We start from the raw sequence: 24,297 nt of genomic DNA, 5'->3' as shown, positions 1-24,297 counted from the left end.
TTCCCGTAGTTTAAGGATATTCGGATCTGTTAGAATTCCCTCATTAGGACATGCTGAGTTTCATAAAACGATCGGATGGGAACAATGGACAGAGTGATGGCGGCAACGGTATTCAACCATATCTGTGATTTGGGTAGCCTGAGCGCAGCCGCGCGTGCGTTGGGGCTTTCCCGTCCGATGGTCAGTCGTTATCTCGACGAGATGGAAAAATGGGCAGGCGCAAGGCTTATCCATCGCTCATCGCGTCGCTTGACGATCACGCCAGCGGGTGAAGATGCATTAGTGAAAACACGTTCTCTGGCGCAACTTTCGCTGGATATTGGTGCCGCCAGTGCCGCTCAAATTCCCTCCGGCACGCTACGTGTAGCCTGCGCCCATTTTACCGCGATGCATATTCTTGCTCCGGTTCTGCCGACGTTTATGGCGCAATATCCGCAATTACGTATTGAGGTGGAGATCAATAATCAACCGGTAAGCCTTGTGGGGGAACGCATCGATGTGGCGATCCGCATAACGGATAATCCAGAGCCAGGGACTATTGCCCGTCGGTTGGGCGACTGTAAATCGGTGCTTTGCGCGTCTGCAGATTATCTGCATCAACATGGCACGCCTGAGACAATCGACGATCTCACACGGCACAATTGCCTGTACTACAGCGGTTTTGCCGGACAATCCTGGCACTTTTTGGATCCTCAGGGGCAGCCTGTCTCCGTTGCAATCAAAGGGAATTTGAGTGCAGGCATCTCTTCGCTGCTCTGCGAGTCGGCAGTGGCCGGAATGGGGATCGCGTTGGTGCCAGAGCTGGAGGCGCAGGAAGGGCTGGAGCAGGGAAAGCTAATTCGATTACTGCCAGAACTTCAACCTAAGTGCCTGCCGATTTATGGTTTATACCTTTCACGTGAGCATCAACCCGCAGGGCTACGCCTGCTGCTGGACACGCTCAGTGAGGCACAGCGTTAAATATGTGATTGAACGCGTTTATAAAAGAGTCAAACCGCAATTAGTGTTAAAAAAAACTAATCGGTGTATGAGATTCTTCTTATCGCCCCTTCAAGAGCTAAGCCAATATGAGTGCCGGAGATAAGCGCCGGATGGGGCCGGAACCCTTAAGCCTGCCAACAAGCAGACTTAAGGGTTTTTTGTTGTTTGTTTATTATTTGAATTGTTTTTCCCTACCTTCATCCCCACCTATCCCTTAAATAGACATTTTCTATACATCTTTTGTCATTTGACCTGACTGAACGATTGGATTTTCATAATCCATTATTAATCAATGCATTGAACAAAATAATCCATCCCTGTAAACCCTCGCTGCAGGGTCTATGCTTAGTAAAAGTAGTCAAAAAGGGCGATTAACCCGAATGCCCCTGCTGTTGAGGGGTTGAAGTGATAATCATTATCACTAACATGGTGTTATAGCTTAAAAGCTAGTGACTCGAGGTAACTCTATGGAATTGCATTCAGGAACATTTAACCCGGACGATTTTGCCTGGCGTGGGCTGACGTTAACGCCAGCGGCTGCGGCGCATATCCGTGAACTGGTGGCAAAGCAACCTGACATGTTGGGTGTGCGTTTAGGCGTGAAGCAAACAGGGTGCGCGGGATTCGGTTACGTGCTGGATACCGTCCGCCAACCCGAAAAAGACGATCTGCTGTTTGAAACGGAGGGCGCCAGACTTTATGTGCCGTTGCAGGCGATGCCGTTCATTGACGGCACAGAAGTCGATTTCGTTCGCGAAGGATTAAACCAGTTATTTAAATTTCATAACCCGAAAGCCCAGAACGAATGCGGCTGTGGCGAAAGTTTTGGGGTATAGGCGGTACTATGTCTCGTAATACTGAAGCAACTGACGATGTCAACACCTGGGCTGGCGGGCACCTTAATTACAAAGAGGGCTTCTTCACCCAACTGCAAACCGATGAGCTGGCAAAAGGGATCAATGAAGATGTCGTGCGCGCGATTTCGGCAAAACGAAATGAACCCGACTGGATGCTGGAATTTCGCCTGAATGCCTTTAAAGCGTGGCTGACCATGGAAGAACCACACTGGCTTAAAGCGCATTACGACAAACTGAATTATCAGGAGTACAGCTATTACTCCGCACCCTCCTGCGGTAACTGCGATGAAACCTGTGCGTCTGAACCGGGAGCGGTACAGCAAACGGGCGCGAATGCATTTTTAAGCAAAGAGGTTGAGGACGCATTCGAACAGCTTGGTGTGCCGGTACGTGAAGGCAAAGAAGTGGCGGTTGATGCTATTTTCGACTCGGTATCGGTAGCGACCACCTATCGCGACAAACTGGCGGAGCAGGGCATTATTTTCTGTTCGTTCGGTGAGGCCATTCACGATCATCCTGAGCTGGTAAAACAGTACCTGGGCACGGTTGTCCCCGGCAATGACAATTTCTTTGCCGCGCTGAATGCGGCGGTGGCATCTGACGGCACGTTTATTTATGTACCGAAAGGCGTACGTTGCCCAATGGAGCTGTCGACCTATTTCCGTATCAATGCGGAAAAAACCGGGCAGTTTGAACGCACCATTCTGGTTGCGGATGAGGGCAGCTACGTCAGCTATATCGAAGGCTGTTCAGCCCCGGTGCGCGACAGTTACCAACTACACGCGGCGGTGGTGGAAGTCATCATTCACAAAGATGCCGAAGTGAAATACTCCACGGTGCAAAACTGGTTTCCCGGCGATGGCAATACGGGCGGTATTTTGAATTTCGTCACCAAGCGCGCACTCTGCGAAGGCGAAAACAGCAAAATGTCGTGGACGCAGTCGGAAACCGGCTCGGCCATTACCTGGAAATACCCAAGCTGCATTTTGCGTGGCGACAACTCGATCGGCGAATTCTACTCCGTCGCGCTGACCAGTGGACATCAGCAGGCCGATACCGGCACCAAAATGATCCACATTGGCAAAAACACCAAATCGACCATTATCTCGAAAGGGATCTCCGCCGGACACAGCCAGAACAGTTATCGCGGCTTAGTGAAAATCATGCCGACCGCTACTAACGCCCGCAACTATACCCAATGCGACTCGATGTTGATCGGTGCGGATTGTGGGGCACACACCTTCCCGTATGTGGAGTGTCGTAACAATAGCGCCCAGCTTGAACATGAAGCCACCACGTCGCGTATTGGTGAAGACCAGTTGTTTTACTGCCTGCAGCGCGGCATCAGTGAAGAGGATGCCATTTCGATGATCGTGAATGGTTTCTGTAAAGACGTGTTCTCTGAACTGCCGCTGGAGTTTGCTGTGGAAGCGCAAAAACTTCTCGCCATAAGTCTTGAGCACAGCGTCGGTTAAATTTTAAGGAAAGCACATGTTAAGCATCAAAGATTTACAGGTCAGTGTGGAAGATAAGGCGATCTTGCGTGGGTTGAGCCTTGAGGTTCGCCCCGGAGAGGTTCACGCCATTATGGGACCAAACGGTTCGGGGAAAAGTACGCTCTCCGCAACTCTCGCTGGACGGGAAGACTACGACGTCACTGGCGGAACGGTAGAGTTCAACGGCAAGGATTTACTGGAACTGTCGCCGGAAGACCGGGCCGGTGAAGGGATCTTCATGGCATTCCAGTATCCGGTGGAAATCCCTGGCGTCAGTAACCAGTTTTTCCTGCAAACGGCGCTGAATGCGGTGCGAAGTTACCGTGGCGAAGAGTCGCTGGATCGATTCGACTTCCAGGATCTGATGGAAGAGAAAATAGCGCTGCTGAAGATGCCGGAGGATTTGCTCACGCGCTCGGTAAACGTCGGTTTCTCCGGCGGTGAGAAAAAACGTAATGACATTCTGCAAATGGCCGTGCTGGAGCCTCAGTTGTGCATTCTTGATGAGTCAGACTCCGGGCTGGATATTGATGCGCTGAAAATCGTTGCGGATGGCGTGAACTCGCTGCGTGACGGGAAACGCTCATTCATTATCGTCACTCACTATCAGCGCATCCTGGACTATATCAAACCCGATTTTGTTCACGTTCTCTACCAGGGGCGAATTGTGAAGTCCGGCGATTTTACGCTGGTCAAACAACTGGAGGAGCAAGGTTATGGCTGGCTTAGCGAACAGCAGTAACGTGCTGCAACAGTGGCACCATCTGTTTGAGACGCAAGGGGAGACACGCTCACACCATGCGCAGCAGCACTTGCAACAGATGCTGCGTCTGGGGCTGCCAACGCGGAAGCATGAGGACTGGAAATACACGCCGCTGGAGGGATTAACCAACAGCCAGTTTGTCAGTCATGTCGCTGAGATAACGTCAGCCCAATGTGCAGCGTTGTCGCCGACAATTGATGCTGTACGACTGGTGTTTGTTGACGGGCAATTCTCTCCGACGCTCAGCGACAGTACAGACGGTAGCGGTTTTGACATTACCATTGACGATGCGCGCCAGGCGCTGCCAGCGGCTATCCAACCGGAAGTGTTTTTGCACCTTACCGAAAGCCTGTCCCGTAGCGTAACGCACATTCAGGTGAAGCGTAACCAGCGCCCCGCGAAACCGCTGCTGCTGCTGCACATAACCCAGGGGCTGGCGGGCGATGAGGTGAATACGGCGCACTATCGCCACCATCTGGAGCTAGCGGAAGGCGCAGAAGCCACCGTTATTGAACACTATGCCAGCCTCAGCGAGCGTCGCCATTTCACCGGCGCACGCTTAACGATGAACGTCGCGGCAAACGCCCATTTGCGCCATATCAAACTGGCGTTCGAAAATCCGTTTAGTCACCACTTTGCGCATAATGACATTCAATTGGGCGCGGATGCTACTGCCGTTAGCCACAGCTTCTTGCTTGGTGATGCGGTATTGCGCCATAACACCAGTACGCAGCTTAACGGTGAAAACACCACGCTTCGGCTGAACAGTCTGGCGATGCCGGTGAAAAATGAAGTCTGTGATACACGGACCTGGCTTGAGCACAACAAAGGGTATTGCAACAGTCGCCAGCTGCATAAAACGATTGTCAGCGATAAGGGACGAGCGGTCTTCAATGGTCTGATCAACGTCGCCCAGCACGCCATCAAAACCGACGGTCAGATGACCAACAATAATTTGTTGCTCGGAAAGCTGGCGGAGGTGGATACCAAGCCACAGCTCGAAATCTACGCCGACGATGTGAAATGCAGCCACGGGGCGACGGTAGGACGGATCGACGACGAGCAGATGTTCTATCTGCGTTCGCGAGGGATCGGCCAGCAGGATGCTCAACACATGATTCTCTATGCGTTTGCCGCTGAGCTGACGGAAGCCCTGGGCGATGAAACGCTGAAACAACAGGTACTGGTGCGGATCGCCCAACGCTTGCCGGGAGGCGCAGCATGACATTTCCCATTGAAAAAGTACGGGCAGACTTTCCGGTCCTGACGCGTGAAGTGAACGGTTTACCGTTGGCGTATCTGGACAGCGCTGCCAGCGCGCAAAAACCCAATCAGGTGATTGATGCCGAGGCCGAGTTTTATCGTCACGGCTATGCGGCGGTCCACCGCGGTATTCATACGCTGAGCGCCCAAGCCACGGAAAAAATGGAAAATGTGCGCAAGCTTGCCTCGTTGTTTATTAACGCCCGCTCAGCGGAAGAGCTGGTGTTTGTTCGTGGTACGACGGAAGGCATCAATCTGGTGGCGAACAGCTGGGGCAGCAGCAATGTGCGAGCGGGCGATAACATTATCATCAGCGAAATGGAGCACCACGCCAATATTGTGCCCTGGCAGATGCTGTGTGCCCGCGTAGGGGCAGAGCTGCGCGTTATTCCGCTCAATGCCGATGGTACGTTGCAGCTGGAGACGCTGCCGACGCTGTTTGACGATCGTACGCAACTGCTGGCGATTACCCACGTTTCTAACGTGTTGGGTACCGAGAACCCGTTATCGGAAATGATTGAGCTGGCGCATCAATACGGCGCAAAAGTGTTGGTGGATGGCGCGCAGGCGGTGATGCATCATCAGGTGGATGTCCAGGCACTGGATTGCGATTTTTATGTTTTCTCCGGGCATAAACTTTATGGACCAACCGGTATTGGCGTTCTGTATGCCAGAGAGTCGCTGTTGCAGGAGATGCCACCCTGGGAAGGCGGTGGTTCAATGATTGCGACGGTGAGTTTGAGTCAGGGAACAACGTGGGCTAAAGCCCCTTGGCGTTTTGAAGCCGGAACGCCAAACACCGGAGGTATTATCGGACTCGGCGCGGCTATTGAGTATGTTTCAGCACTGGGGCTTACTGAAATCAGCGAATATGAACAGTTCATGATGCGCTATGCGTTGGAGCAGCTCGCGGATGTGCCGGATTTGACACTCTACGGACCGGATAACCGCCTGGGTGTGATTGCATTTAACCTTGGTAAACATCACGCCTTTGACGTCGGCAGTTTTCTTGATAACTATGGAATAGCCGTGCGGACGGGGCATCACTGCGCTATGCCGCTGATGGCCTACTATAACGTTCCTGCTATGTGTCGGGCGTCGATTGCAATGTACAACACCCATGAAGAAGTGGATCGCCTGGTAACGGGCCTCAAGCGTATTCATCATTTACTGGGCTAACAGGGAGGCGTTATGGCTGCGCTACCGGATAAAGAAAAGTTGTTGCGTAATTTTCTGCGTTGCGCTAATTGGGAAGAGAAATACCTGTACATTATTGAGCTGGGTCAGCGTTTGCCGGAATTAAACGACGACTTACGCTGCCCGGAAAATAGCATCCAGGGATGTCAAAGTCAGGTATGGATTGTTATGAACCAGAATGGCGAAGGGATTATTGAATTACAGGGCGACAGTGATGCGGCAATTGTGAAAGGACTTATTGCCGTGGTATTCATTTTGTATGATCGCATGACGGCCCAGGATATTGTGAATTTTGATGTGCGTCCGTGGTTTGAAAAAATGGCGCTCGCACAGCACCTCACGCCGTCTCGTTCACAAGGGCTGGAGGCGATGATTCGGGCTATTCGCGCCAAAGCCGCAACTCTTAGCTAAACTGATAAAACACGTTAACTTTCAGACCGACTTGAAAGCGTTCGTGTAAGGCAACGCAGTGACTCGTAAGCCGGATTGGGCGCTCGCCGCCGTCCGGCAAGAACGCCAGGGGGGGTGAGTGAGTATGAAACGCGCGTCTGTTATTACGTTAATGCTAATCGGCGCTTACAGCGCTATTCAGGCCGCATGGGCGGTCGATTATCCTTTGCCCCAGGCGAACAGCCGCCTTGTTGGGCAAAACCAAACCTACACCGTGCAGGAAGGCGATAAAAACCTACAGGCGATAGCCCGTAAGTTTGATACCGCTGCCATGCTGATCCTTGAAGCCAACAATACTATTGCCCCCGTACCTAAACCCGGAACCCTGATTACTATTCCCTCACAATTACTGCTGCCGGATGCACCACGCGAAGGCATTATTGTGAATCTGGCGGAACTGCGTCTGTATTACTTCCCGCCAGGAGAGAATATTGTTCAGGTATTCCCAATTGGTATCGGTTTGCAGGGGCTGGAAACGCCGGTAATGGAAACCCGGGTTGGGCAGAAAATCCCGAATCCTACCTGGACCCCTACACCAGGCATCCGTAAACGCTCTCTGGAGCGTGGCATTACATTACCGCCTGTTGTACCTGCCGGGCCAAATAACCCGTTAGGACGCTTTGCACTGCGTCTGGCACATGGAAACGGTGAGTATCTGATCCATGGCACCAGCGCGCCGGACAGCGTGGGCCTGCGTGTGAGTTCTGGTTGTATTCGCATGAACGCGCCGGACATTAAAGCACTGTTTGCTCAGGTCCGCACAGGCACGCCGGTCAGGGTGATTAATGAGCCGATAAAATATTCGATTGAGCCGAACGGCATGAGGTATGTCGAAGTGCATCGACCGCTGTCGCCGGAAGAGGAACAAAACGTCCAGACCATGCCGTATGTGCTGCCAGCCGGTTTTACCCAGTTTAAAGACAATAAAGCGGTGGATAACAGTCTGGTAGAAAGGGCGTTGTATCGTCGCGCAGGTTATCCGGTCACCGTCACTGCCGGGCAAGTATCGGTCGCGAGCAATGGGCCAGAAGTGAAGTCTGCGCAAAATGGCGTGCCGGGAGGAGATGCTGAGGTGCGCGCTACGCAATAACAGGGAAGAGGAATTCAGAGCAAAAAAAATGGCGCACAATGTGCGCCATTTTTATTACACAGATACTATTACTTGCGGTATTTAGTAGCTGCGTTGTCCAGACGCTGGTTAGCGCGAGCTGCGTCATCTTTAGCAGCCTGAACGTCGGAACGCATTGCGTTCACGTCGTTGCTCAGCTGGTCAACTTTAGCGTTCAGAGTCTGAACGTCAGAAGACAGCTGATCGATTTTAGCGTTGCTGGAGCAACCTGCCAGCAGAGTAGAACCCAGGATTACCGCGCCCAGTACCAGTTTAGTACGATTCATTATTAATACCCTCTAGATTGAGTTAATCTCCATGTAGCGTTACAAGTATTACACAAACTTTTTTATGTTGAGAATATTTTTTTGATGGGAATGCACTTATTTTTGATCGTTCGCTCAAAGAAGCATCGAATTGTGCAAAAACGGCTAAAAACCCGAGTGAAAACAGAAAGCTTCCATCGGATTCATCTTAGATAATCACGGATTAGATAGTGAAATCCGATTTGATTTTTTATTAATTGTGGCTATCGATAAAATAAAAAAAGCGCCACCAGGGCGCTTTTTTAAGCAAATTAATTCGCGATGGAATTATTACAGCACGTGAACGGATGCGGTGTTGGTGGTGCCGCTCGGAACCAGTGCACCAGAAACCATAACCACAACGTCACCTTTTTGAGCCAGACCGCTTTCCAGAGCGACTTCTTTACCCAGACGATAGAAATCATCGGTAGAGCTGATTTCTTTAACCACCTGTGCAACAACGCCTTTGCTCAGCACCAGCTGACGCGCGGTAGTTTCGTTGGTGGTCAGCGCCAGGATGGTGGCATCCGGGAAGTATTTACGTACTGCGCGAGCGGATTTACCACCCTGGGTTGCGACGACGATCAGCGGCGCGTCCAGTTTTTCAGCAGTTTCAACCGCGCCACGGCAAACGGCTTCGGTGATGCGCAGTTTGCGGCTGTCGTTGTTGAAGTCCAGACGGCTGGTCATCACACGGTCAGTACGCTCACAGATGGTCGCCATGATGGTAACGGCTTCCAGCGGGTATTTACCTTTTGCAGACTCGCCAGACAGCATTACTGCGTCGGTACCGTCGAGGATGGCGTTCGCTACGTCACCGGCTTCAGCGCGGGTCGGACGCGGGTTTTTGATCATGGAGTCCAGCATCTGGGTCGCAGTGATAACGACTTTACGTGCACGGATACATTTTTCGATGATCATCTTCTGCGCGAAGATAACTTCTTCAACCGGGATCTCAACGCCCATATCGCCACGCGCAACCATGATGCCGTCAGACGCTTCGAGGATTTCGTCGAAGTTGTTCAGGCCTTCCTGGTTTTCGATTTTGGAGATGATCTGGATGTTTTCGCCGCCGTGCGATTTCAGGTGCTCACGGATTTCAACGACGTCAGAACGTTTACGGATAAAGGACGCTGCAACGAAGTCAACGCCTTGCTCGCAACCGAAGATCAGGTCTTGTTTGTCTTTTTCAGCCAGTGCTGGCAGCGCGATGGAAACGCCCGGCAGGTTAACGCCTTTATTTTCGCCCAGGTCGCCGTTGTTCAGCACTTTACAGATAACTTTGTTACCTTCGATGGCGGTAACTTCCATGCCGATTAGACCATCATCAACCAGAACGGTGTTGCCGACGGACAGATCTTTAGTGAAGCCTTCGTAAGTTACAGCAACGATTTCGTTGTTGCCTACGACAGATTTGTCGGTGGTGAAGGTGAAGGTCTGGCCCGCTTTCAGGGAAACGTCGTTACCGCCTTCCAGTTTGATGGTACGGATTTCAGGACCTTTGGTGTCGAGCAGGATTGCGGCTTTCTTGCCGGTTTTGCTCATGACGTTGCGCAAGTTCTTGATGCGCTGACCGTGTTCTGCGTAGTCGCCGTGGGAGAAGTTCAGACGCATGACGTTCATGCCCGCGTCCAGCATTTTGGTTAACATCTCTTCGGATTCGGTTTTCGGACCGATGGTGCAAACAATTTTCGTCTTTTTCATGACAGTCTTAGTCTTTAAGTTGAGAAGGATATGGAAATCTGGCTCCCATCGCGCACGGATGGGAAGCTAAACCTGAGTTACGAAAGTTGTGATGCCTCGCTCTAAGGATAGGTGACATCGAAAAAGCGTGCAGAGGAATGTGTGCTTGTGTTTCAGCCCAACGGGATGGTGAGTTCTGTAGTCGTTGAGTTTTACAGGTCAATGTGCTGAAACCATTCAAGAGACAATTGGCGCGCATTATACGCTGAAAATTATCAAAAAGGAAAATGGAAACAGCGTTTCAAAACACTTCTGTGCAGTTTTACAAAAATTATTCATTAATTTGTTCATCGGTATGGATTAAGAGGTTATCTGGCGTTGCGATTTGTTGCGCAACAAACAGCATTTAACATCTCGATGACTACGTTTTATGCCGTTGACGTCGATGCAGCACTATATTTCTAAAAGTTATATCAAATGCGTTTTAATTCATTTTAAAAGCCAATTCCACTGATTACACTCGTTTGGACATCCATACTGCTAAACAGCCAAAAGCGCTAGCAGAAGAACAATAAGCAGCAGCGGATACCCAAACGACATGATCGTCCTGAAAAATATTTCGAAAGTGTTTACGCCAGGCAGGCTTGCCATCACCGCTGTCGATAACGTCAACCTAACGGTTGAACAGGGGCAGATTTACGGCATTATTGGTTACAGCGGGGCAGGTAAAAGCACCTTAATTCGTTTGCTCAATGGTCTCGAAAAACCGACCTCCGGCAGCGTGACGATTAACGGCCACGATATCTCGGCCGCCAGTGGGGAATCGTTACGCCAGGCGCGACTGAAAATCAGCATGGTGTTTCAACACTTCAATTTGCTGTGGTCGCGGACCGTTAGCGAAAACATTGCGTTCTCTATGCAAATCGCCGGTGCGTCCAAAGCGTCCATCAAAGCGCGGGTTGCTGAACTGATTACGCTGGTTGGGCTGAGCGGTCGTGAAAATGCGTATCCTTCCCAGCTCAGCGGTGGGCAAAAACAGCGTGTAGGAATTGCTCGCGCGCTGGCGAACAATCCAGATGTCCTGCTGTGTGACGAAGCCACCTCGGCGCTGGATCCGCAAACTACCGATCAGATCCTCGATTTACTCCTCGATATTAACCGTCGTTTCAAATTGACCATTGTGCTGATCACTCATGAAATGCACGTGGTACGCAAAATCTGCGACCGCGTCGCGGTAATGGAAAACGGCAAGGTCGTTGAGGAAGGAGATGTGCTCAGCGTCTTTACCCATCCTCAGCAGCCTATTACCCGACAATTTGTTCGTCAGGTGAGCCAGTACACCGAAGAAGACGAGTTTAATCCGCAGCTGGCAAGCGAGTTGGGTGGGTTGGTTATCAAATTAACCTTTACCGGGCAACGTACCCATCGGCCTGTGGTTGGGGAATTGACCCTGCGCTATGGCCTGCCGTTCAACATCTTGCACGGCAAGATGACGCAAACCGCACACGGCGTGTTTGGGCAACTCTGGGTGCACGTGGTGGCCTCTGAGGAACAATTGAACAATATTTTGGCCGACCTGCGCCAGAGCGACATTGAAGGCGAGGTGATTCAACATGGCTGAAGAACTGTTTCCCCATCTGAAGTGGGATCAATTGTTAGCGGCAACCCAGGAAACGCTGTATATGACAGCTCTTTCGGGGGCGGCGACCTTTATTCTGGGCATCGCGCTTGGTCTGGCATTGTTCCTGACCGCGCGCGGCGGATTGTTCCCTAATCGCGCGGTATATAGCGCTATTTCGCTGGTGGTGAATATCTTTCGTTCGATCCCATTCATCATTTTGATCGTGCTGCTGATCCCGTTTACCAAAGCGATGGTAGGCACCATTCTCGGCGCCAATGCCGCGTTGCCTGCGCTGATCGTGGGGGCCGCGCCGTTTTATGCGCGTCTGGTCGAAATCGCTCTGCGTGAAGTGGATAAAGGCGTTATTGAAGCGACGCGTTCAATGGGCGCACGACTGAGCACACTTATTTTTCGAGTTTTACTGCCGGAATCATCTCCTGCTCTGGTGTCCGGGATCACCGTGACGCTAATTGCGCTGGTGAGCTACAGCGCGATGGCAGGGGTAATTGGTGCCGGTGGTTTAGGGAATTTGGCCTATCTGGAAGGATTCCAGCGCAACCACAGCGACGTCACGCTGGTGGCGACGGTGACGATTTTGCTCATTGTCTTCATCATCCAGCTTTGCGGCGATGTGATCACCTCTCTGTTAGATAAACGCTAATAAAATACGGAAACCATAATCATGAAAAAATCACTGACGTTACTCGCCGCAGCAACCTTAAGCGCCCTGAGCTTTGCCTCCTGGGCTGATACTCTGACCGTTGGCGCGTCTAACGTGCCGCATGCGGAGATCCTTGAACAGGCCAAACCGATTCTGGCGAAGCAGGGGATCGATCTGGAGATTAAACCGTTCCAGGATTACATTCTGCCGAACACTGCGCTGGCTGGCCGTGAGATTGACGCCAACTACTTCCAGCATATTCCGTACCTGAACAGCGTGATTAAAGACCATGCAGGCGATAAAACGTATGACTTCGTCAGCGCCGGAGCGATTCACATTGAGCCGATTGGTATCTATTCGAAAAAAGTGAAATCACTTAAAGATCTGCCGGAAGGCGGCAAAGTCATCATGCGTGACGCGGTATCTGAGGAAGGCCGTATTCTGTCGATTTTCGAAAAAGAGGGGGTGATCAAGCTGAAGCCGGGCGTGGATAAAGTAACCGCGCGCATTAGCGATATCGTCGAAAACCCGAAAAAGCTGAAGTTCCTGCCAAACGTGGAAGCCGCGCTGTTACCGCAGATGTATAACAACGACGAAGGCGATGCGGTGGTGATTAACGCCAACTACGCCATCGACGCCGGGCTGGATCCAGTGAAAGATCCTATTGCTGTTGAAAGTGGTGAAAACAACCCGTATGCCAACATCATTACCGTGCATCGTGGCGACGAGAAGAAAAAGGATATCGTAGCGCTGGTTGATGTCCTGCATTCAAAAGAGATCCAGGACTGGATCCGTACTAAATATAAAGGTGCGGTGATCCCGGTAAACAACTAATCTGCTTTTTGCCGGGTGGCGGCAGTGCTTTATCCGGCCTACGATGTCCTGTAGGCCGGGTAAAACGCGTTCGCGTTGCCATGTGGCACCTGAGCTACACTCGCTCAATTCTCGCTGGCAACCCCTGACGCACCGACGCACCCGACACCCAGTCAAGCCAGGTATTGGCTACCTGTCGGGTTGGGTCCGCAAAACCCAACTCGTTGAGATTAATCCCCGACTTAATCTGCTCATCAAACGCCATCGGCTCACCGTCGAGGGTATGCCGTGCCGCGCCCATTTCTTTATGCCCGTAACCATGCTCGATGGCGATAACACCCGGCATGACGCCATGCAGCAGGCTTATCTGCGCTTGCGCCTGACCACCTGGGGTGGTGATACGCACGATATCGCCGTGTGCTAAACCATACCGCTGACCATCCTGTGGATTGAGCGCCACCAGATTAACCGGCTTCAGATGATGAAGGCGTGGGATAACCGCCGTGGCGCTGGACATGGTATTGGATTTAAAGGAAATCAGTTTCAACGGCCACTCTTGTTCCGGGAACAACTCCTCGACCGCACGTCCATCTGACAGACGTGAAGGATACCAGGCCGGGCAGCCGCTGAAGCGCTCGCCGGTAATCGCATGGCGGTGCGCGGCGACGTTCGCATTCCAGATTTGGAGCGGTTTTTCCCAGGCATTGCCGACGCGGTTATCAACTCGCCCGCTGTTGTCCGGCGCAAAGCGCCCGCCGCGGGAGTAGATAAACGCCACTCGGCTGATTTCATCGGTTTTCAACGTTTGGGTCATCACAGGCATGATCCGCTGGACCCCGGTCAGCGCTATGTCTTCCGGCTGTGCTTCAGCAACCGGAGCTTTGCCCATAAACGCAATATTGGCCGCGAGACGCAGGTAGTAATCTTCCGCACGGTTTAACGGATAGTGATTACCTTGCGGATCGGTAATTGCATTGTCGCCGAATCCAGGTAGCCCGATGCGCTTTGCCACTGCGATACAGAAAGACTCCATCGAGGCCGGTTGACCGTCAGCCGTGAGGCTGGTCGCCGATCTGACAACTGGCCAACGCGCGGTGGTGGCTTTGCTGGCCACGCCCGCCCACGGAGCGCTGAATCCCCAGCTTTCGAAGTTGTGGGTATCCGGCACGATGTAATCTGCCAGCGCCGTGGTTTCGTTCATAAAGGCGTCAATGGCAATAAACAGCGGCAGACGAGCAGGATCCTTGAGCTTTTCTTCCGCCACGCCGCGTAACCCCGCAATGCCGTAAAACGGGTTGGTCATGTTGGAGATCCAGGCTTTCAGCGGATAAGGGTAACCTTCAAGCGCCGAGACGAGGAGTTCGGTAAGCTGACCGGCGACAAACGGATACCACGGCGCTTTAGCCGGGAAGGGCGATTGCCCGGCAGCCACCTTATTGCGGTACTCTTCCGAAGACTCATAAGCGGTTTTACTGCGCGCGATGCTTAACCCTTTCGGTTTTACCTTCCCGGCGAAGCTGTCCATGTTGTAGCGCGGACCGTCGGTGGCGCCATTAAACTTGCCGCCGCCGACGAACACGCCGCCTTCAAGGCTGAGGTTACCAATAAGCGCATTGAGCATCATCACCGACCAGGCGTTATAAAATCCATTGCCTGCCATCATTCCGCCGTGCGTGATCACCGCCGCTTTACGCCCGTGGCGGGTGAATGCGTCGGCCAGAGCGGCAATGTCTGCTTCTGACACCCCACACTGCTGGCTGTACTGCGTTAGCGACAGTTTCTCTGCGGACTCACGCAGACACTGGAAGCTGCTTTTTACCGTTACTGTCTGCCCGTCGGCCAGCGTCACTTCACGGGTAACAAACAGCTGAGCGCGCGGGCAACTGCTGGCGACGACAATCTCACCGGCCTCGTTGACGACCATCGGCTCCTGGGCTGCGTTTGCACTCAGATGGGCGAGGGTCAGGTGTTGTCCGGCAAGCGTTGGAATTTCATCGGTAATCACCAGATGCGTTGCATTAGTCCAGCTTTTTTCTCCTGCCTGCTGCATGGCCTGCACGCCGGGAATGGCGAGATAATCAGCGTTATAGCGTTGTTTATCGATAATCCAGCTTATCATCCCCATAGCCAGCGCGGAGTCGCTTCCCGGTCGTACGGGCTGCCAGTGGCCGCGATCGTCAGCCAGCACCGTGGTTAATGGCAGGGCTGGCGCCACCACAACATAGCGGAAGTCGTCACGTAAACGGGCGCTGGCCAGCTGGCGGGCCTGGCGCTTAAACGGGTTGCCGGATTGCGCCGGAGAGGTGCCCATAAACAGTGCGAATTCGACGTTATCCCAGTCGGGTTTTACGTGGGTATTTTTATCCAGATCGCCCATTAACGCACCTGAACCGGCCCGATAGGCCAGACCGCAGTAAGCGCCATGAGCGCCGAAGTTTTTACTGCCGAAACTGTTCAGTGCGAAGCGACGTAAAAAGGTATCACGTCCTTCATCGCTGGTATTGGTGACCAGCAGTTGATTGGATTTTGGGCCAAAGCCGGGATGTTTCGCATCAAGCGGTGTAGTGGGATCGTGGATGGCTCTCAGACCATCAACGTGGCCTTCACCAAACAAATCGCCACCTTCCACCACCTCTTTGATCAGTTGTTCGAAGCTGATGCGCTGCCATTTTCCTTCACCGCGTTTACCGACGCGCTTCATAGGCTCCAGAATACGTAGCGGGCTGTACAGACCTTCGAGTAAGGTTGCACCACGGGCGCAGGCGGTAGAACGTGCGTCAAGACCTGACTCCCCGGTCAACTGTTCCATTGCCGTGGCAAAGGGGACAGAGGCGTCTATATGGTGCTCGTGCGACAACGGATGATAAGGGTTGCCCGCAATGCGCAGCACTTTGCCTTGCTCAGTGTCAACGCGAACCCGTACACCACACTGCGTCCAGCAACCAAAGCACTGCGTCATCGAGATCACCTGCTGCGGGTTTTGCTGCCAGTGAGGCCGGGCGTTGGCTTCGGGGATGAGCGCGTTGGCAAAAATGCGGTCACGGGTAATTTTGCCCGAGGTTCCGTCCAACAAACCGTCTATCGCGCGCTTTGCCACATCCCGATAACTCAGGCCAAAAGTCACCATGCCACCTACGGCAAGGCCCACTTTAAGCCACTGACGACGGGTTAAATTAGCCATGTTGCATTCTCCTTGCGATCGCGTTCAGGGCTTCACGAACAATAATAATCAGTGCTATCCACAGGCCGAAGGTACCCACAATAGCCAGCCAGCCATCGGTGCCGCCGGGCAGAGTATAGGGATTAAACTGCGCGTTAAATTTCGGTACGGTCTGCACCTGGATGAGTAACGTCCAGCGCATTAGCCAGCACAGCGCCATAGCGCTAAAAGCGAGTAATATGCGCAGCAGTCGCGACAAGGGGTAACGTACAACCAACCCGCAAAGAGCAAGCGAAACAAGCCATAGCGCAACCCAACCGATAGCGTAGTGTTGTGCTGAAGAGGCAACATCCAGCCACTGACGGATAGCCGAACCGGAAAGCGTATTACCACTCGCCCAGATCGCCACCACGATAGCAAGCGCGATCAACGTGACCATTTGCCCCCACGCTAGCTTACGCGGTAGTGCGTCCTTGCTATTTGTCGTGGCAATAAGCAGGGCAAGAAATGTTTGCAGCGCGCTGAGGAACATCGCAACCGGAAAGGCGTAACTGAACCAAATGGGACGCGCCTGTACCACCGACACTTCACGGCCGGTGTAAACCAGCAATCCGATGGCGGACAGCGCGCTACCAAGTGCTAACCATTTTGTGACGCTGTAACTTTTTAGCGTTAGCCGTTTCACATGTTGCGCCAGAAACCACAGACCTAAAAAACCGGTAAACAGCGGTAAAAACAGCGCGCCCCACGGCATCCAGGACCATGGCGTCGGATACGCATAGAAATGCCAGACGCGGGCGGTTTGGTGTAGATCAGCGGTCAGCGCCAGTGGCGCGGTAATCGCGCAGGTCAGGGCGATTAACAGCGTCAGATTCTCCAGGTTTGCCGTTTCTTTTTTGCGCCAGTGGAGAACGCAGGCGAACAGCGCGGCGCAGGCGGCAATGCCGATGAAAAAGAAGTACTGTACGGCCCAGGGTAACCAGCTTACGTCCTGGGGATGGGCCAGAACCTCGTCGATAATCAGTGAATGGTTCATTTAAACCTCCTGCCAGAGAGCGGGTTGAGCTCGTCCCATCAATGGGGTGACAAACGCCTCATCCAGTCCCAGATAGAACACGTGAGGAGACGTACCGCTTTCCGGCTTCAGGACTTTGATGGCGTCATGGTGTTCATGCAGCATTTGTGAAATGCGGCTGTGCGGATCTTTAATATCGCCAATGATGCGCGCGCCGCCGACGCAGGATTCCACACAGGCCGGGAGCAACCCCGCTTCTAGGCGGTGAACGCAAAAGGTACATTTATCGGCGGTTTGCGTTTCATGGTTGATGAATCGCGCATCATAAGGGCAGGCCTGCACGCAATAGGCGCAGCCCACGCAGCGTGTGTTGTCGACCACCACAATGCCGTCTTCGCGTTGGAAAGTGGCTTGTACCGGGCAAACGGGCACGCAAGGGGGATTATCACAATGGTTGCACAGTCGCGGCAGCAGGACGTTGGTAACGCTTTGCTGACCTTCAATCTGTACTTGATACTGGTTGACGAGGGTACGAAATTCGCCCTGTGGCGTCTGGTTTTCAATGGCGCAACTGACGGTACAGGCCTGGCAGCCGATACATCGTCGCAGGTCAACCAGCATGGCGTAGCGATGCTGTTGTGAGCCTTCGTGGCGTTCAGGCGAAAAGGGAAATTGCGCCTGAGCCAGCGGAACCAGTGATGCGCCAGCGGTCAGGACGCCCAGTTGCTGGAGAAACTGCCGTTTACTGCTGTCCATATTTTCTCCCGTCACGATGCAACAACGAAACATTGGTCACGCCGTTGATTTGCGTGTGATGAATAAAGAATCTCAATGATTTACAGTGTAAAAATCGTGACGGGGTATACTCTATTGTGGTTAACCACATACCCGGCTTGTTGTTGATCTAAAACAACATAATTGACAGGGATAATTGAGTGGGACGCAACGTAGTAAGATGTCTGACGGTACTGGCGTCGCTGTGGATGCTAAGCGGCGCGGTCAGGGCGCAGACATGGAACATTGGCGTTTTGGCGATGCGCGGGGAGGTTTCTACACGTAATCACTGGCAGCCGCTGGAAACCTTGTTGAATCAGCAAATCCCCGGTGAGCAGTTTCATATTCAACCGCTGGACCTGCGGCAGATGCAGGAGGCGGTGAATCGTGGAACGGTACACTTTGTGGTCACCAATCCGGCGCAGTTTGTCCAGCTTAACAGCCGCTCGGCGCTACGCTGGCTGGCGTCGTTACGCTCCACCCGTGGTGGGAAAGCCACCAGTAACGTGATTGGCAGCGCCATTCTCGTCAGGCGCGACAGCGGGATAACCTCCGCACACGATCTGATCGGCAAAACGGTTGGCGCCATTGATGCTCAGGCGTTTGGTGGCTATTTGCTGGGATATAAAGCGCTCAGTGATGCCGGTCTGCGCCCGGAGCGCGATTTGCGTCTGACGTTTACCGGATTTCCCGCCGATGCCTTACTCTATTTATTACGTGAAAAAGCCGTGCAGGCGGTGATCGTGCCGGTGTGCCTGCTGGAAAAAATGGATGAAGAGGGCCTCATCCGTAAAACCGATTTTATGACCGTGTTGAATCATCCGACTTCAATTCCCTGTTTAACCAGTACGCCGCTCTATCCGGACTGGTCATTTGCCGCACTACCTGCAGTGAGTGACGAGCTGGCCGATCGCGTCACGCGGGTACTGTTCAATGCACCGCAAAACGCGACGTTTCGCTGGGGGGCGCCCGCCTCGACCCGTGAAGTAGAAGCGTTGCTGCGCGACGTCCGACAGCATCCGCAGCAGCGTCAGCTGTGGCTGGATGTCAAAAGCTGGTTTATTCAACACCGACTGGCGATGGGGGGCGTGGTCATCGTATTGCTGTTGCTTACGCTCAATTACATCTGGGTGATGCTGTTGGTTCGCCGACGTGGCAGGCAGCTGGAGCGGAACAACGTGTTGTTGCACAAACAGGAACAGGCGCTGGAGACTGCCCGCCAAATGAGCGTGCTGGGGGAGATGACCTCCGGTTTTGCCCATGAACTCAATCAGCCGTTGTCTGCTATCCGTCATTATGCCCAAGGCTGTCTAATTCGCCTGCGTGGTCAGGATGAGCAGCATCCGTTGCTGCCCGCGCTTGAGCACATAGACGCCCAGGCACAACGAGGAGCCGATACGCTGCGCAATCTCCGACAGTGGGTCAGCCAGGCACAGGGCAATCCGGTACTCTCCGATGACTGGCAAGCCATCAACGTTCACGATGCTATCCATCACGTTTGGCAATTACTGCGCATGCCCCAGCAATTCCCTGCGGTAACGCTGCACACGCAGGTTAGCAAGGCGTTAACGTTGATGCTGCCAAGCGTTCTTCTTGAGCAGGTGCTGGCTAATCTGGTACTCAATGCCGCCCAGGCAGGCGCTACGACGGTATGGTTTAGCGCCCTGCACAAGGATGGTGGCGTGCGTATTCAGGTGCAGGATAATGCCGGAGGCATTGACGAGGCTCAGTTGTATCAGGCGTTTCAGCCGTTTATGACCACCCGTAAAGAAGGTATGGGACTAGGACTGGCCATTTGTCAGCGACTGGTGCGCTACGCAAACGGAGATATTGAGATCAAAAATCAGCAGGCCCCGGACGGTAAAGCGGGGGCGAGAGTGACATTGTATTTTAAACCAAATCAGGAAGGAGGCCGTAGTGGCGATAATTCATCTGCTGGATGACGACATTGCCGTCACCCAGGCCTGTGCGTTTTTATTGGAAAGTCTGGGATATGAAGTGTCTTGCTGGGAACAAGGCGAGAAATTCCTCGCCGAGGCAAATCTGCACCAGGTGGGCGTACTACTGCTGGATATGCGTATGCCGGTTCTGGATGGGCACGCTGTGCATGAAATCATGCGTCAGAAAGCAAGCACGCTAGCGGTGGTCTTTCTCACCGGGCACGGCGATGTGCCGATGGCGGTTGAGCGAATGAAACGTGGCGCGGTCGATTTTTTGCAAAAACCGGTGTCAGCCGTGCCGCTTCAGGCAGCATTAGAACATGCCTTGCAGGTCTCGGCAGCGGCGTTCTCGCGACAAGAGATCATCTCATGCTACCAACAACTTACGCCAAAAGAACGGGAACTGGCGCATCTGGTAGCAAAAGGGTTAATGAATCGGGAAATTGCTGATGCCATGAATATTGCCGTGCGTACGGTTGAAGTGCACCGGGCGCGGGTGATGGAAAAAATGCAGGCAGGAAGTCTTGCTGAGCTCGTTAATCGACTTCAGAGAGTTCAGTAGAATGATGACATTTATTTGATTTTCATTGAATTTTGTCTAAATCGTCAGAGTGATATATGCTGTTGGTTTGAGTTAATGACGAGCGGGCAAAAATGGGAAATCAGACGAAAGACGACGAGTTGTACCGTGAAATGTGCAGAGTAGTCGGTAAAGTAGTGCTGGAAATGCGCGATCTGGGACAAGAACCTAAGCATATCGTCATTGCGGGAGTACTGAGAACCACCCTTGCTAACCAGCGCGTGAAGCGCAGTGAGTTAGAAAAACAGGCTATTGAGACCGTAATTAAAGCATTGGCCGGTTAATTCATAAAAAGAGGACCGCAGAAATTTTTTGCCGTCCTCTTATTCTCGATACGTTAATCTATCAATCTATATAATTTATCTCCGTTAATAATTGGTTGTAGAGAACTATAAATCGATATGTATTTATTTATATATCGGTTGTCGTACAGCATTATATTTGGGAGAGGGTTCACAAATATTTGTAATTTAAATGGGCTGCTATTTCACTCTATTTCTTAATGATAATAAATCTCACTCCGCATTAATTATATCCCTTCCGTTTTTTAATTGATGACGATCAAGACTATGCATGCTGAATAACCACATTATTTCTGTGCCTAACCCTAAAGGATTAGATTCATTCAGTTTAACCACCGTCATTTACGCGATCAGGTTAGGGCAAAAATTTACGTGTTGTTGGCAACATTAACCGCCCGATATGGCTTGAGCTGCGCTGGTTTAAATTAGCCTGGAGGTGTTGCTACCACAGCATTTGCGAAGAGGATGCGAAATAAATGAACCAGGTTGATCGTCCATTTTTAGATTGTGGTTTAACGCGACTAGAATTCCTGCGGATATCAGGGAAAGGACTGGCGGGATTAACGATTGCCCCCGCGCTGTTATCCCTATTGGGTTGTAAGCAGGAAGATATCGATAGTGGGACCGTGGGGCTTATCAATACGCCGAAAGGGGTTCTGGTGACCCAGCGAGCGCGCTGTACGGGCTGTCACCGCTGTGAAATATCCTGTACCAATTATAACGATGGTGCCGTAGGGACCTTCTTTTCCCGGATAAAAATCCATCGCAATTTCTTCTTTGGCGATGATGGCGTCGGGTCCGGTGGTGGGCTGTATGGCGATTTAAACTATACCGCTGATACCTGCCGTCAATGCAAAGATCCGCAGTGCATGAAGGTCTGCCCAATTGGTGCAATTACCTGGAAACAGGAAGACGGTTGTATTGCGGTGGACCACAAACGCTGTATTGGCTGTAGCGCGTGTACCACAGCCTGCCCGTGGATGATGGCGACCGTAAATACCGAAACGAAAAAGTCCTCAAAATGTGTGTTATGCGGGGAATGCGCCAATGCTTGCCCGACTGGAGCATTAAAAATTATCGAGTGGAAAGATATTACTGTTTGATAGATGACAGGCATACCTGATTCGCGCCATTAATTGCCAAAAATACTGCAGTTTTGGATAAAAAACTGCCTGAAGAATGGCGGGTATATCTATTAAACCTTCTTGCAAAGGAAAACATGATGGCTAATGGTTGGACAGGTAATATTTTACGGGTCAATCTCACCACGGGTAATATCACCCTTGAAGATTCCAGTAAATTTAAAAAATTTGTCGGTGGGATGGGCTTTGGTTATAAAATTATGTACGACGAAGTCCCGCCAGGCACCATGCCTTTTGATGAAGGGAATAAGCTAGTTTTTGCCACCGGACCATTAACGGGGTCTGGCGCTCCCTGTAGCTCCCGCGTCAATATCACCTCCTTATCGACGTTTACCAAAGGTAACTTAGTCGTAGATGCCCATATGGGCGGTTTCTTTGCTGCACAAATGAAATTCGCCGGTTACGACGCCATTATTATTGAAGGCAAGTCCGCATCACCGGTCTGGATCAACATCAAAGACGATAAAGTCAGCATCGAAAAAGCCGATTTCTTGTGGGGCAAGGGGACTCGCGCCACAACCGAAGAGATTTGCCGGATTACCAGCCCGGAAACCTGCGTTGCCGCTATTGGGCAGGCGGGTGAGAATCTGGTGCCACTGTCCTGCATGATCAACAGCCGCAACCACAGCGGAGGCGCCGGTACAGGTGCGGTGATGGGTTCGAAAAACCTGAAAGCCATTGCGGTAGAAGGGACTAAAGGCGTCAACATTGCCGATCGTAAAGAGATGAAGCGGCTCAATGACTACATGATGACCGAGCTTATCGGCGCCAACAACAACCACGTTGTGCCAAGCACCCCGCAGGCCTGGGCAGAATACTCTTCGCCAAACTCGCGCTGGACAGCCCGTAAGGGACTTTTCTGGGGCGCGGCAGAAGGGGGGCCAATCGAAACCGGTGAAATCCCGCCGGGCAACCAAAATACAGTGGGTTTCCGTACCTATAAATCGGTGTTCGATCTGGGGCCAGCCGCAGAAAAATACACGGTCAAAATGAGCGGCTGCCATTCATGCCCTATTCGTTGTATGTCGCAGCTCAATGTCCCGCGGGTGAAGGATTTTGGCGTGCCGAGTACCGGCGGCAACACCTGCGTGGCGAACTTTGTTCACACCACCATTTTCCCCAATGGCCCGAAAGATTTTGACGATAAAGACGATGGGCGAGTCGTAGGGAACCTGATCGGACTGAACCTGTTTGACGATTACGGTATCTGGTGTAACTACGGCCAGCTGCATCGTGACTTTACCTACTGTTATTCGAAAGGCGTCTTTAAACGCGTGCTGCCAGCCGAAGAGTACGCGGAGATCCGTTGGGATCAACTGGAGGCGGGCGATCCTAACTTTATCAAAGATTTTTACTATCGACTGGCGCATCGCGTGGGGGAACTCAGTCATCTTGCGGACGGTTCGTATGCCATTGCTGAACGCTGGGATTTGGGCGAAGAGTACTGGGGTTATGCCAAAAATAAACTGTGGTCGCCGTTTGGTTTTCCGGTCCACCATGCAAACGAAGCCTCGGCGCAGGTGGGGGCGATCACCAACTGTATGTTTAACCGTGACTGTATGGCGCACACCCATATCAACTTCATCGGTTCCGGTTTGCCGCTGAAATTACAGCGCGAAGTGGCGGGCGAGTTATTTGGGTCGCAGGACGCCTACGACGAAACCAAAAACTATACCCCAATCAATGCCGCCAAGATCAAATATGCCAAATGGACGCTGCTGAAAGTCTGCCTGCATAACGCGGTTACGCTGTGTAACTGGGTTTGGCCGATGACGGTTTCACCACTCAAGAGCCGCAACTATCGCGGAGATTTGGATCTGGAAGCGAAATTCTTCCAGGCAGTCACCGGTGATGAAACCACGCAGGCGAGTCTGGACCTGGCCGCTGAACGCATCTTTACCCTGCATCGTGCCTATACGGTCAAACTGATGCAAACCAAAGATATGCGTAATGAACACGATCTCATCTGCTCCTGGGTGTTTGATAAAGACCCGAAAATTCCGGTCTTCACCGAAGGCACCGACAAGATGGACAGGGAGGATATGCGTCAGTCACTGACGATGTTCTATCAGGAAATGGGCTGGGATCCCGAGTTGGGTTGCCCAACGCGTGAAACCCTGAATCGACTCGGACTTGAAGACGTGGCAGCCGATTTGGCTGCGCAGGATCTGTTGCCAGCGTAAGGA

General features: G+C 52.3%; 22 protein-coding genes. 16 read left to right on the top strand and 6 right to left on the bottom strand.

The window, feature by feature from the left end; translation table 11 throughout:
* Window positions 1–84 precede the first annotated feature (84 nt).
* From GHC22_RS13260 to GHC22_RS13225, 8 genes are all read left to right on the top strand, one after another.
* Complete coding sequence (locus tag GHC22_RS13260; RefSeq protein ID WP_020996441.1) at window positions 85–960, top strand: LysR family transcriptional regulator; 876 nt, start codon at window positions 85–87, stop codon at window positions 958–960.
* Window positions 961–1,448: 488 nt separating this feature from the next.
* Entirely contained in the window at window positions 1,449–1,817 is a 369-nt protein-coding gene (sufA, locus tag GHC22_RS13255) for a Fe-S cluster assembly scaffold SufA (RefSeq protein ID WP_003832645.1), read from the top strand.
* An 8-nt stretch (window positions 1,818–1,825) separates the two neighbouring features.
* A complete protein-coding gene (gene sufB / locus GHC22_RS13250; RefSeq protein WP_020996440.1) occupies window positions 1,826–3,313 on the top strand; it encodes a Fe-S cluster assembly protein SufB in 1,488 nt (495 codons plus the stop codon).
* 16 nt (window positions 3,314–3,329) lie between these two features.
* Entirely contained in the window at window positions 3,330–4,076 is a 747-nt protein-coding gene (sufC, locus tag GHC22_RS13245; protein ID WP_003832649.1) for a Fe-S cluster assembly ATPase SufC, read from the top strand.
* On the top strand, window positions 4,051–5,322 hold the full coding sequence (gene sufD / locus GHC22_RS13240; RefSeq protein ID WP_153753222.1) for a Fe-S cluster assembly protein SufD: 1,272 nt from the start codon (window positions 4,051–4,053) through the stop codon (window positions 5,320–5,322). Before sufC ends, sufD begins: the two co-directional genes overlap by 26 nt.
* On the top strand, window positions 5,319–6,539 hold the full coding sequence (gene sufS / locus GHC22_RS13235) for a cysteine desulfurase SufS (RefSeq protein ID WP_008784609.1): 1,221 nt from the start codon (window positions 5,319–5,321) through the stop codon (window positions 6,537–6,539). The genes sufD and sufS overlap by 4 nt, the downstream gene beginning before the upstream one ends.
* 12 nt (window positions 6,540–6,551) lie before the next feature.
* Window positions 6,552–6,968, top strand: coding sequence for a cysteine desulfuration protein SufE (sufE, locus tag GHC22_RS13230; protein ID WP_003832654.1), 417 nt, complete (start codon window positions 6,552–6,554; stop codon window positions 6,966–6,968).
* Between the two features lie 124 nt (window positions 6,969–7,092).
* The gene (locus GHC22_RS13225; protein WP_153753988.1) at window positions 7,093–8,097 is read left to right on the top strand and encodes a L,D-transpeptidase family protein; all 1,005 of its coding nucleotides are present in this window, start codon (window positions 7,093–7,095) and stop codon (window positions 8,095–8,097) included.
* A gap of 68 nt (window positions 8,098–8,165) precedes the next feature.
* On the opposite strand, the gene lpp is transcribed toward GHC22_RS13225, so the two are convergent.
* The 3 genes from lpp to GHC22_RS24820 form a co-directional block, all read right to left on the bottom strand.
* Window positions 8,166–8,402 carry a murein lipoprotein Lpp gene (gene lpp / locus GHC22_RS13220; RefSeq protein WP_003029373.1) on the bottom strand — a complete coding sequence of 79 codons (237 nt, stop codon included), beginning with the start codon at window positions 8,400–8,402 and terminating at the stop codon, window positions 8,166–8,168.
* Window positions 8,403–8,711: 309 nt separating this feature from the next.
* A complete protein-coding gene (pykF, locus tag GHC22_RS13215) occupies window positions 8,712–10,124 on the bottom strand; it encodes a pyruvate kinase PykF (protein WP_153753220.1) in 1,413 nt (470 codons plus the stop codon).
* Between the two features lie 7 nt (window positions 10,125–10,131).
* Window positions 10,132–10,326 carry a hypothetical protein gene (locus tag GHC22_RS24820; RefSeq protein ID WP_244293978.1) on the bottom strand — a complete coding sequence of 65 codons (195 nt, stop codon included), beginning with the start codon at window positions 10,324–10,326 and terminating at the stop codon, window positions 10,132–10,134.
* A gap of 375 nt (window positions 10,327–10,701) precedes the next feature.
* Between GHC22_RS24820 and GHC22_RS13210 the strand changes: the two genes are divergently transcribed.
* The 3 genes from GHC22_RS13210 to GHC22_RS13200 are packed head-to-tail and all read left to right on the top strand — an operon-like array spanning window position 10,702 to window position 13,219.
* The gene (locus GHC22_RS13210; protein WP_153753218.1) at window positions 10,702–11,724 is read left to right on the top strand and encodes a methionine ABC transporter ATP-binding protein; all 1,023 of its coding nucleotides are present in this window, start codon (window positions 10,702–10,704) and stop codon (window positions 11,722–11,724) included.
* A complete protein-coding gene (locus tag GHC22_RS13205) occupies window positions 11,717–12,385 on the top strand; it encodes a methionine ABC transporter permease (RefSeq protein WP_048214308.1) in 669 nt (222 codons plus the stop codon). Before GHC22_RS13210 ends, GHC22_RS13205 begins: the two co-directional genes overlap by 8 nt.
* Before the next feature lie 21 nt (window positions 12,386–12,406).
* Window positions 12,407–13,219: a MetQ/NlpA family ABC transporter substrate-binding protein gene (locus GHC22_RS13200; RefSeq protein WP_003029358.1), complete on the top strand. Its 813-nt coding sequence runs from the start codon at window positions 12,407–12,409 to the stop codon at window positions 13,217–13,219.
* Window positions 13,220–13,313: 94 nt separating this feature from the next.
* Here GHC22_RS13200 and ttrA read toward each other — a convergent pair whose 3' ends face one another.
* The 3 genes from ttrA to ttrB are packed head-to-tail and all read right to left on the bottom strand — an operon-like array spanning window position 13,314 to window position 18,129.
* Complete coding sequence (gene ttrA / locus GHC22_RS13195; protein WP_153753216.1) at window positions 13,314–16,379, bottom strand: tetrathionate reductase subunit TtrA; 3,066 nt, start codon at window positions 16,377–16,379, stop codon at window positions 13,314–13,316.
* Entirely contained in the window at window positions 16,372–17,394 is a 1,023-nt protein-coding gene (ttrC, locus tag GHC22_RS13190; RefSeq protein ID WP_153753214.1) for a tetrathionate reductase subunit TtrC, read from the bottom strand. The genes ttrA and ttrC overlap by 8 nt, the downstream gene beginning before the upstream one ends.
* Complete coding sequence (gene ttrB / locus GHC22_RS13185; protein ID WP_020996438.1) at window positions 17,395–18,129, bottom strand: tetrathionate reductase subunit TtrB; 735 nt, start codon at window positions 18,127–18,129, stop codon at window positions 17,395–17,397. It abuts the gene before it with no gap.
* 227 nt (window positions 18,130–18,356) lie between these two features.
* Between ttrB and ttrS the strand changes: the two genes are divergently transcribed.
* From ttrS to GHC22_RS13160, 5 genes are all read left to right on the top strand, one after another.
* Complete coding sequence (ttrS, locus tag GHC22_RS13180) at window positions 18,357–20,090, top strand: tetrathionate respiration histidine kinase TtrS (protein ID WP_153753987.1); 1,734 nt, start codon at window positions 18,357–18,359, stop codon at window positions 20,088–20,090.
* The gene (gene ttrR, locus GHC22_RS13175; protein WP_118262330.1) at window positions 20,065–20,649 is read left to right on the top strand and encodes a tetrathionate respiration response regulator TtrR; all 585 of its coding nucleotides are present in this window, start codon (window positions 20,065–20,067) and stop codon (window positions 20,647–20,649) included. Before ttrS ends, ttrR begins: the two co-directional genes overlap by 26 nt.
* 92 nt (window positions 20,650–20,741) lie before the next feature.
* A complete protein-coding gene (fumD, locus tag GHC22_RS13170; protein WP_003029345.1) occupies window positions 20,742–20,951 on the top strand; it encodes a fumarate hydratase FumD in 210 nt (69 codons plus the stop codon).
* Window positions 20,952–21,445: 494 nt separating this feature from the next.
* Entirely contained in the window at window positions 21,446–22,072 is a 627-nt protein-coding gene (locus tag GHC22_RS13165; RefSeq protein ID WP_049040484.1) for a ferredoxin-like protein, read from the top strand.
* Between the two features lie 119 nt (window positions 22,073–22,191).
* Window positions 22,192–24,294: an aldehyde ferredoxin oxidoreductase gene (locus GHC22_RS13160; RefSeq protein ID WP_003832676.1), complete on the top strand. Its 2,103-nt coding sequence runs from the start codon at window positions 22,192–22,194 to the stop codon at window positions 24,292–24,294.
* Window positions 24,295–24,297: the final 3 nt, after the last annotated feature.

Origin of the sequence: Citrobacter sp. H12-3-2 (assembly GCF_009649895.1) — a bacterium.
Classification (GTDB): Bacteria; Pseudomonadota; Gammaproteobacteria; order Enterobacterales; family Enterobacteriaceae; genus Citrobacter; species Citrobacter portucalensis.
The sequence above is the reverse complement of the archived record's forward strand: the minus strand, read 5'-3'. Positions and strand labels throughout refer to the sequence as shown.

Bases quoted from the DNA above. Each gene is read 5' to 3' on its own strand.
- GHC22_RS13260 (WP_020996441.1), top strand. From the start codon at position 85: ATGGACAGAGTGATGGCGGCAACGGTATTCAACCATATCTGTGATTTG.
- sufA (WP_003832645.1), top strand. From the start codon at position 1,449: ATGGAATTGCATTCAGGAACATTTAACCCGGACGATTTTGCCTGGCGT.
- sufB (WP_020996440.1), top strand. From the start codon at position 1,826: ATGTCTCGTAATACTGAAGCAACTGACGATGTCAACACCTGGGCTGGC.
- sufC (WP_003832649.1), top strand. From the start codon at position 3,330: ATGTTAAGCATCAAAGATTTACAGGTCAGTGTGGAAGATAAGGCGATC.
- sufD (WP_153753222.1), top strand. From the start codon at position 4,051: ATGGCTGGCTTAGCGAACAGCAGTAACGTGCTGCAACAGTGGCACCAT.
- sufS (WP_008784609.1), top strand. From the start codon at position 5,319: ATGACATTTCCCATTGAAAAAGTACGGGCAGACTTTCCGGTCCTGACG.
- sufE (WP_003832654.1), top strand. From the start codon at position 6,552: ATGGCTGCGCTACCGGATAAAGAAAAGTTGTTGCGTAATTTTCTGCGT.
- GHC22_RS13225 (WP_153753988.1), top strand. From the start codon at position 7,093: ATGAAACGCGCGTCTGTTATTACGTTAATGCTAATCGGCGCTTACAGC.
- lpp (WP_003029373.1), bottom strand. From the start codon at position 8,402: ATGAATCGTACTAAACTGGTACTGGGCGCGGTAATCCTGGGTTCTACT.
- pykF (WP_153753220.1), bottom strand. From the start codon at position 10,124: ATGAAAAAGACGAAAATTGTTTGCACCATCGGTCCGAAAACCGAATCC.
- GHC22_RS13210 (WP_153753218.1), top strand. From the start codon at position 10,702: ATGATCGTCCTGAAAAATATTTCGAAAGTGTTTACGCCAGGCAGGCTT.
- GHC22_RS13205 (WP_048214308.1), top strand. From the start codon at position 11,717: ATGGCTGAAGAACTGTTTCCCCATCTGAAGTGGGATCAATTGTTAGCG.
- GHC22_RS13200 (WP_003029358.1), top strand. From the start codon at position 12,407: ATGAAAAAATCACTGACGTTACTCGCCGCAGCAACCTTAAGCGCCCTG.
- ttrA (WP_153753216.1), bottom strand. From the start codon at position 16,379: ATGGCTAATTTAACCCGTCGTCAGTGGCTTAAAGTGGGCCTTGCCGTA.
- ttrC (WP_153753214.1), bottom strand. From the start codon at position 17,394: ATGAACCATTCACTGATTATCGACGAGGTTCTGGCCCATCCCCAGGAC.
- ttrB (WP_020996438.1), bottom strand. From the start codon at position 18,129: ATGGACAGCAGTAAACGGCAGTTTCTCCAGCAACTGGGCGTCCTGACC.
- ttrS (WP_153753987.1), top strand. From the start codon at position 18,357: ATGCTAAGCGGCGCGGTCAGGGCGCAGACATGGAACATTGGCGTTTTG.
- fumD (WP_003029345.1), top strand. From the start codon at position 20,742: ATGGGAAATCAGACGAAAGACGACGAGTTGTACCGTGAAATGTGCAGA.
- GHC22_RS13165 (WP_049040484.1), top strand. From the start codon at position 21,446: ATGAACCAGGTTGATCGTCCATTTTTAGATTGTGGTTTAACGCGACTA.
- GHC22_RS13160 (WP_003832676.1), top strand. From the start codon at position 22,192: ATGGCTAATGGTTGGACAGGTAATATTTTACGGGTCAATCTCACCACG.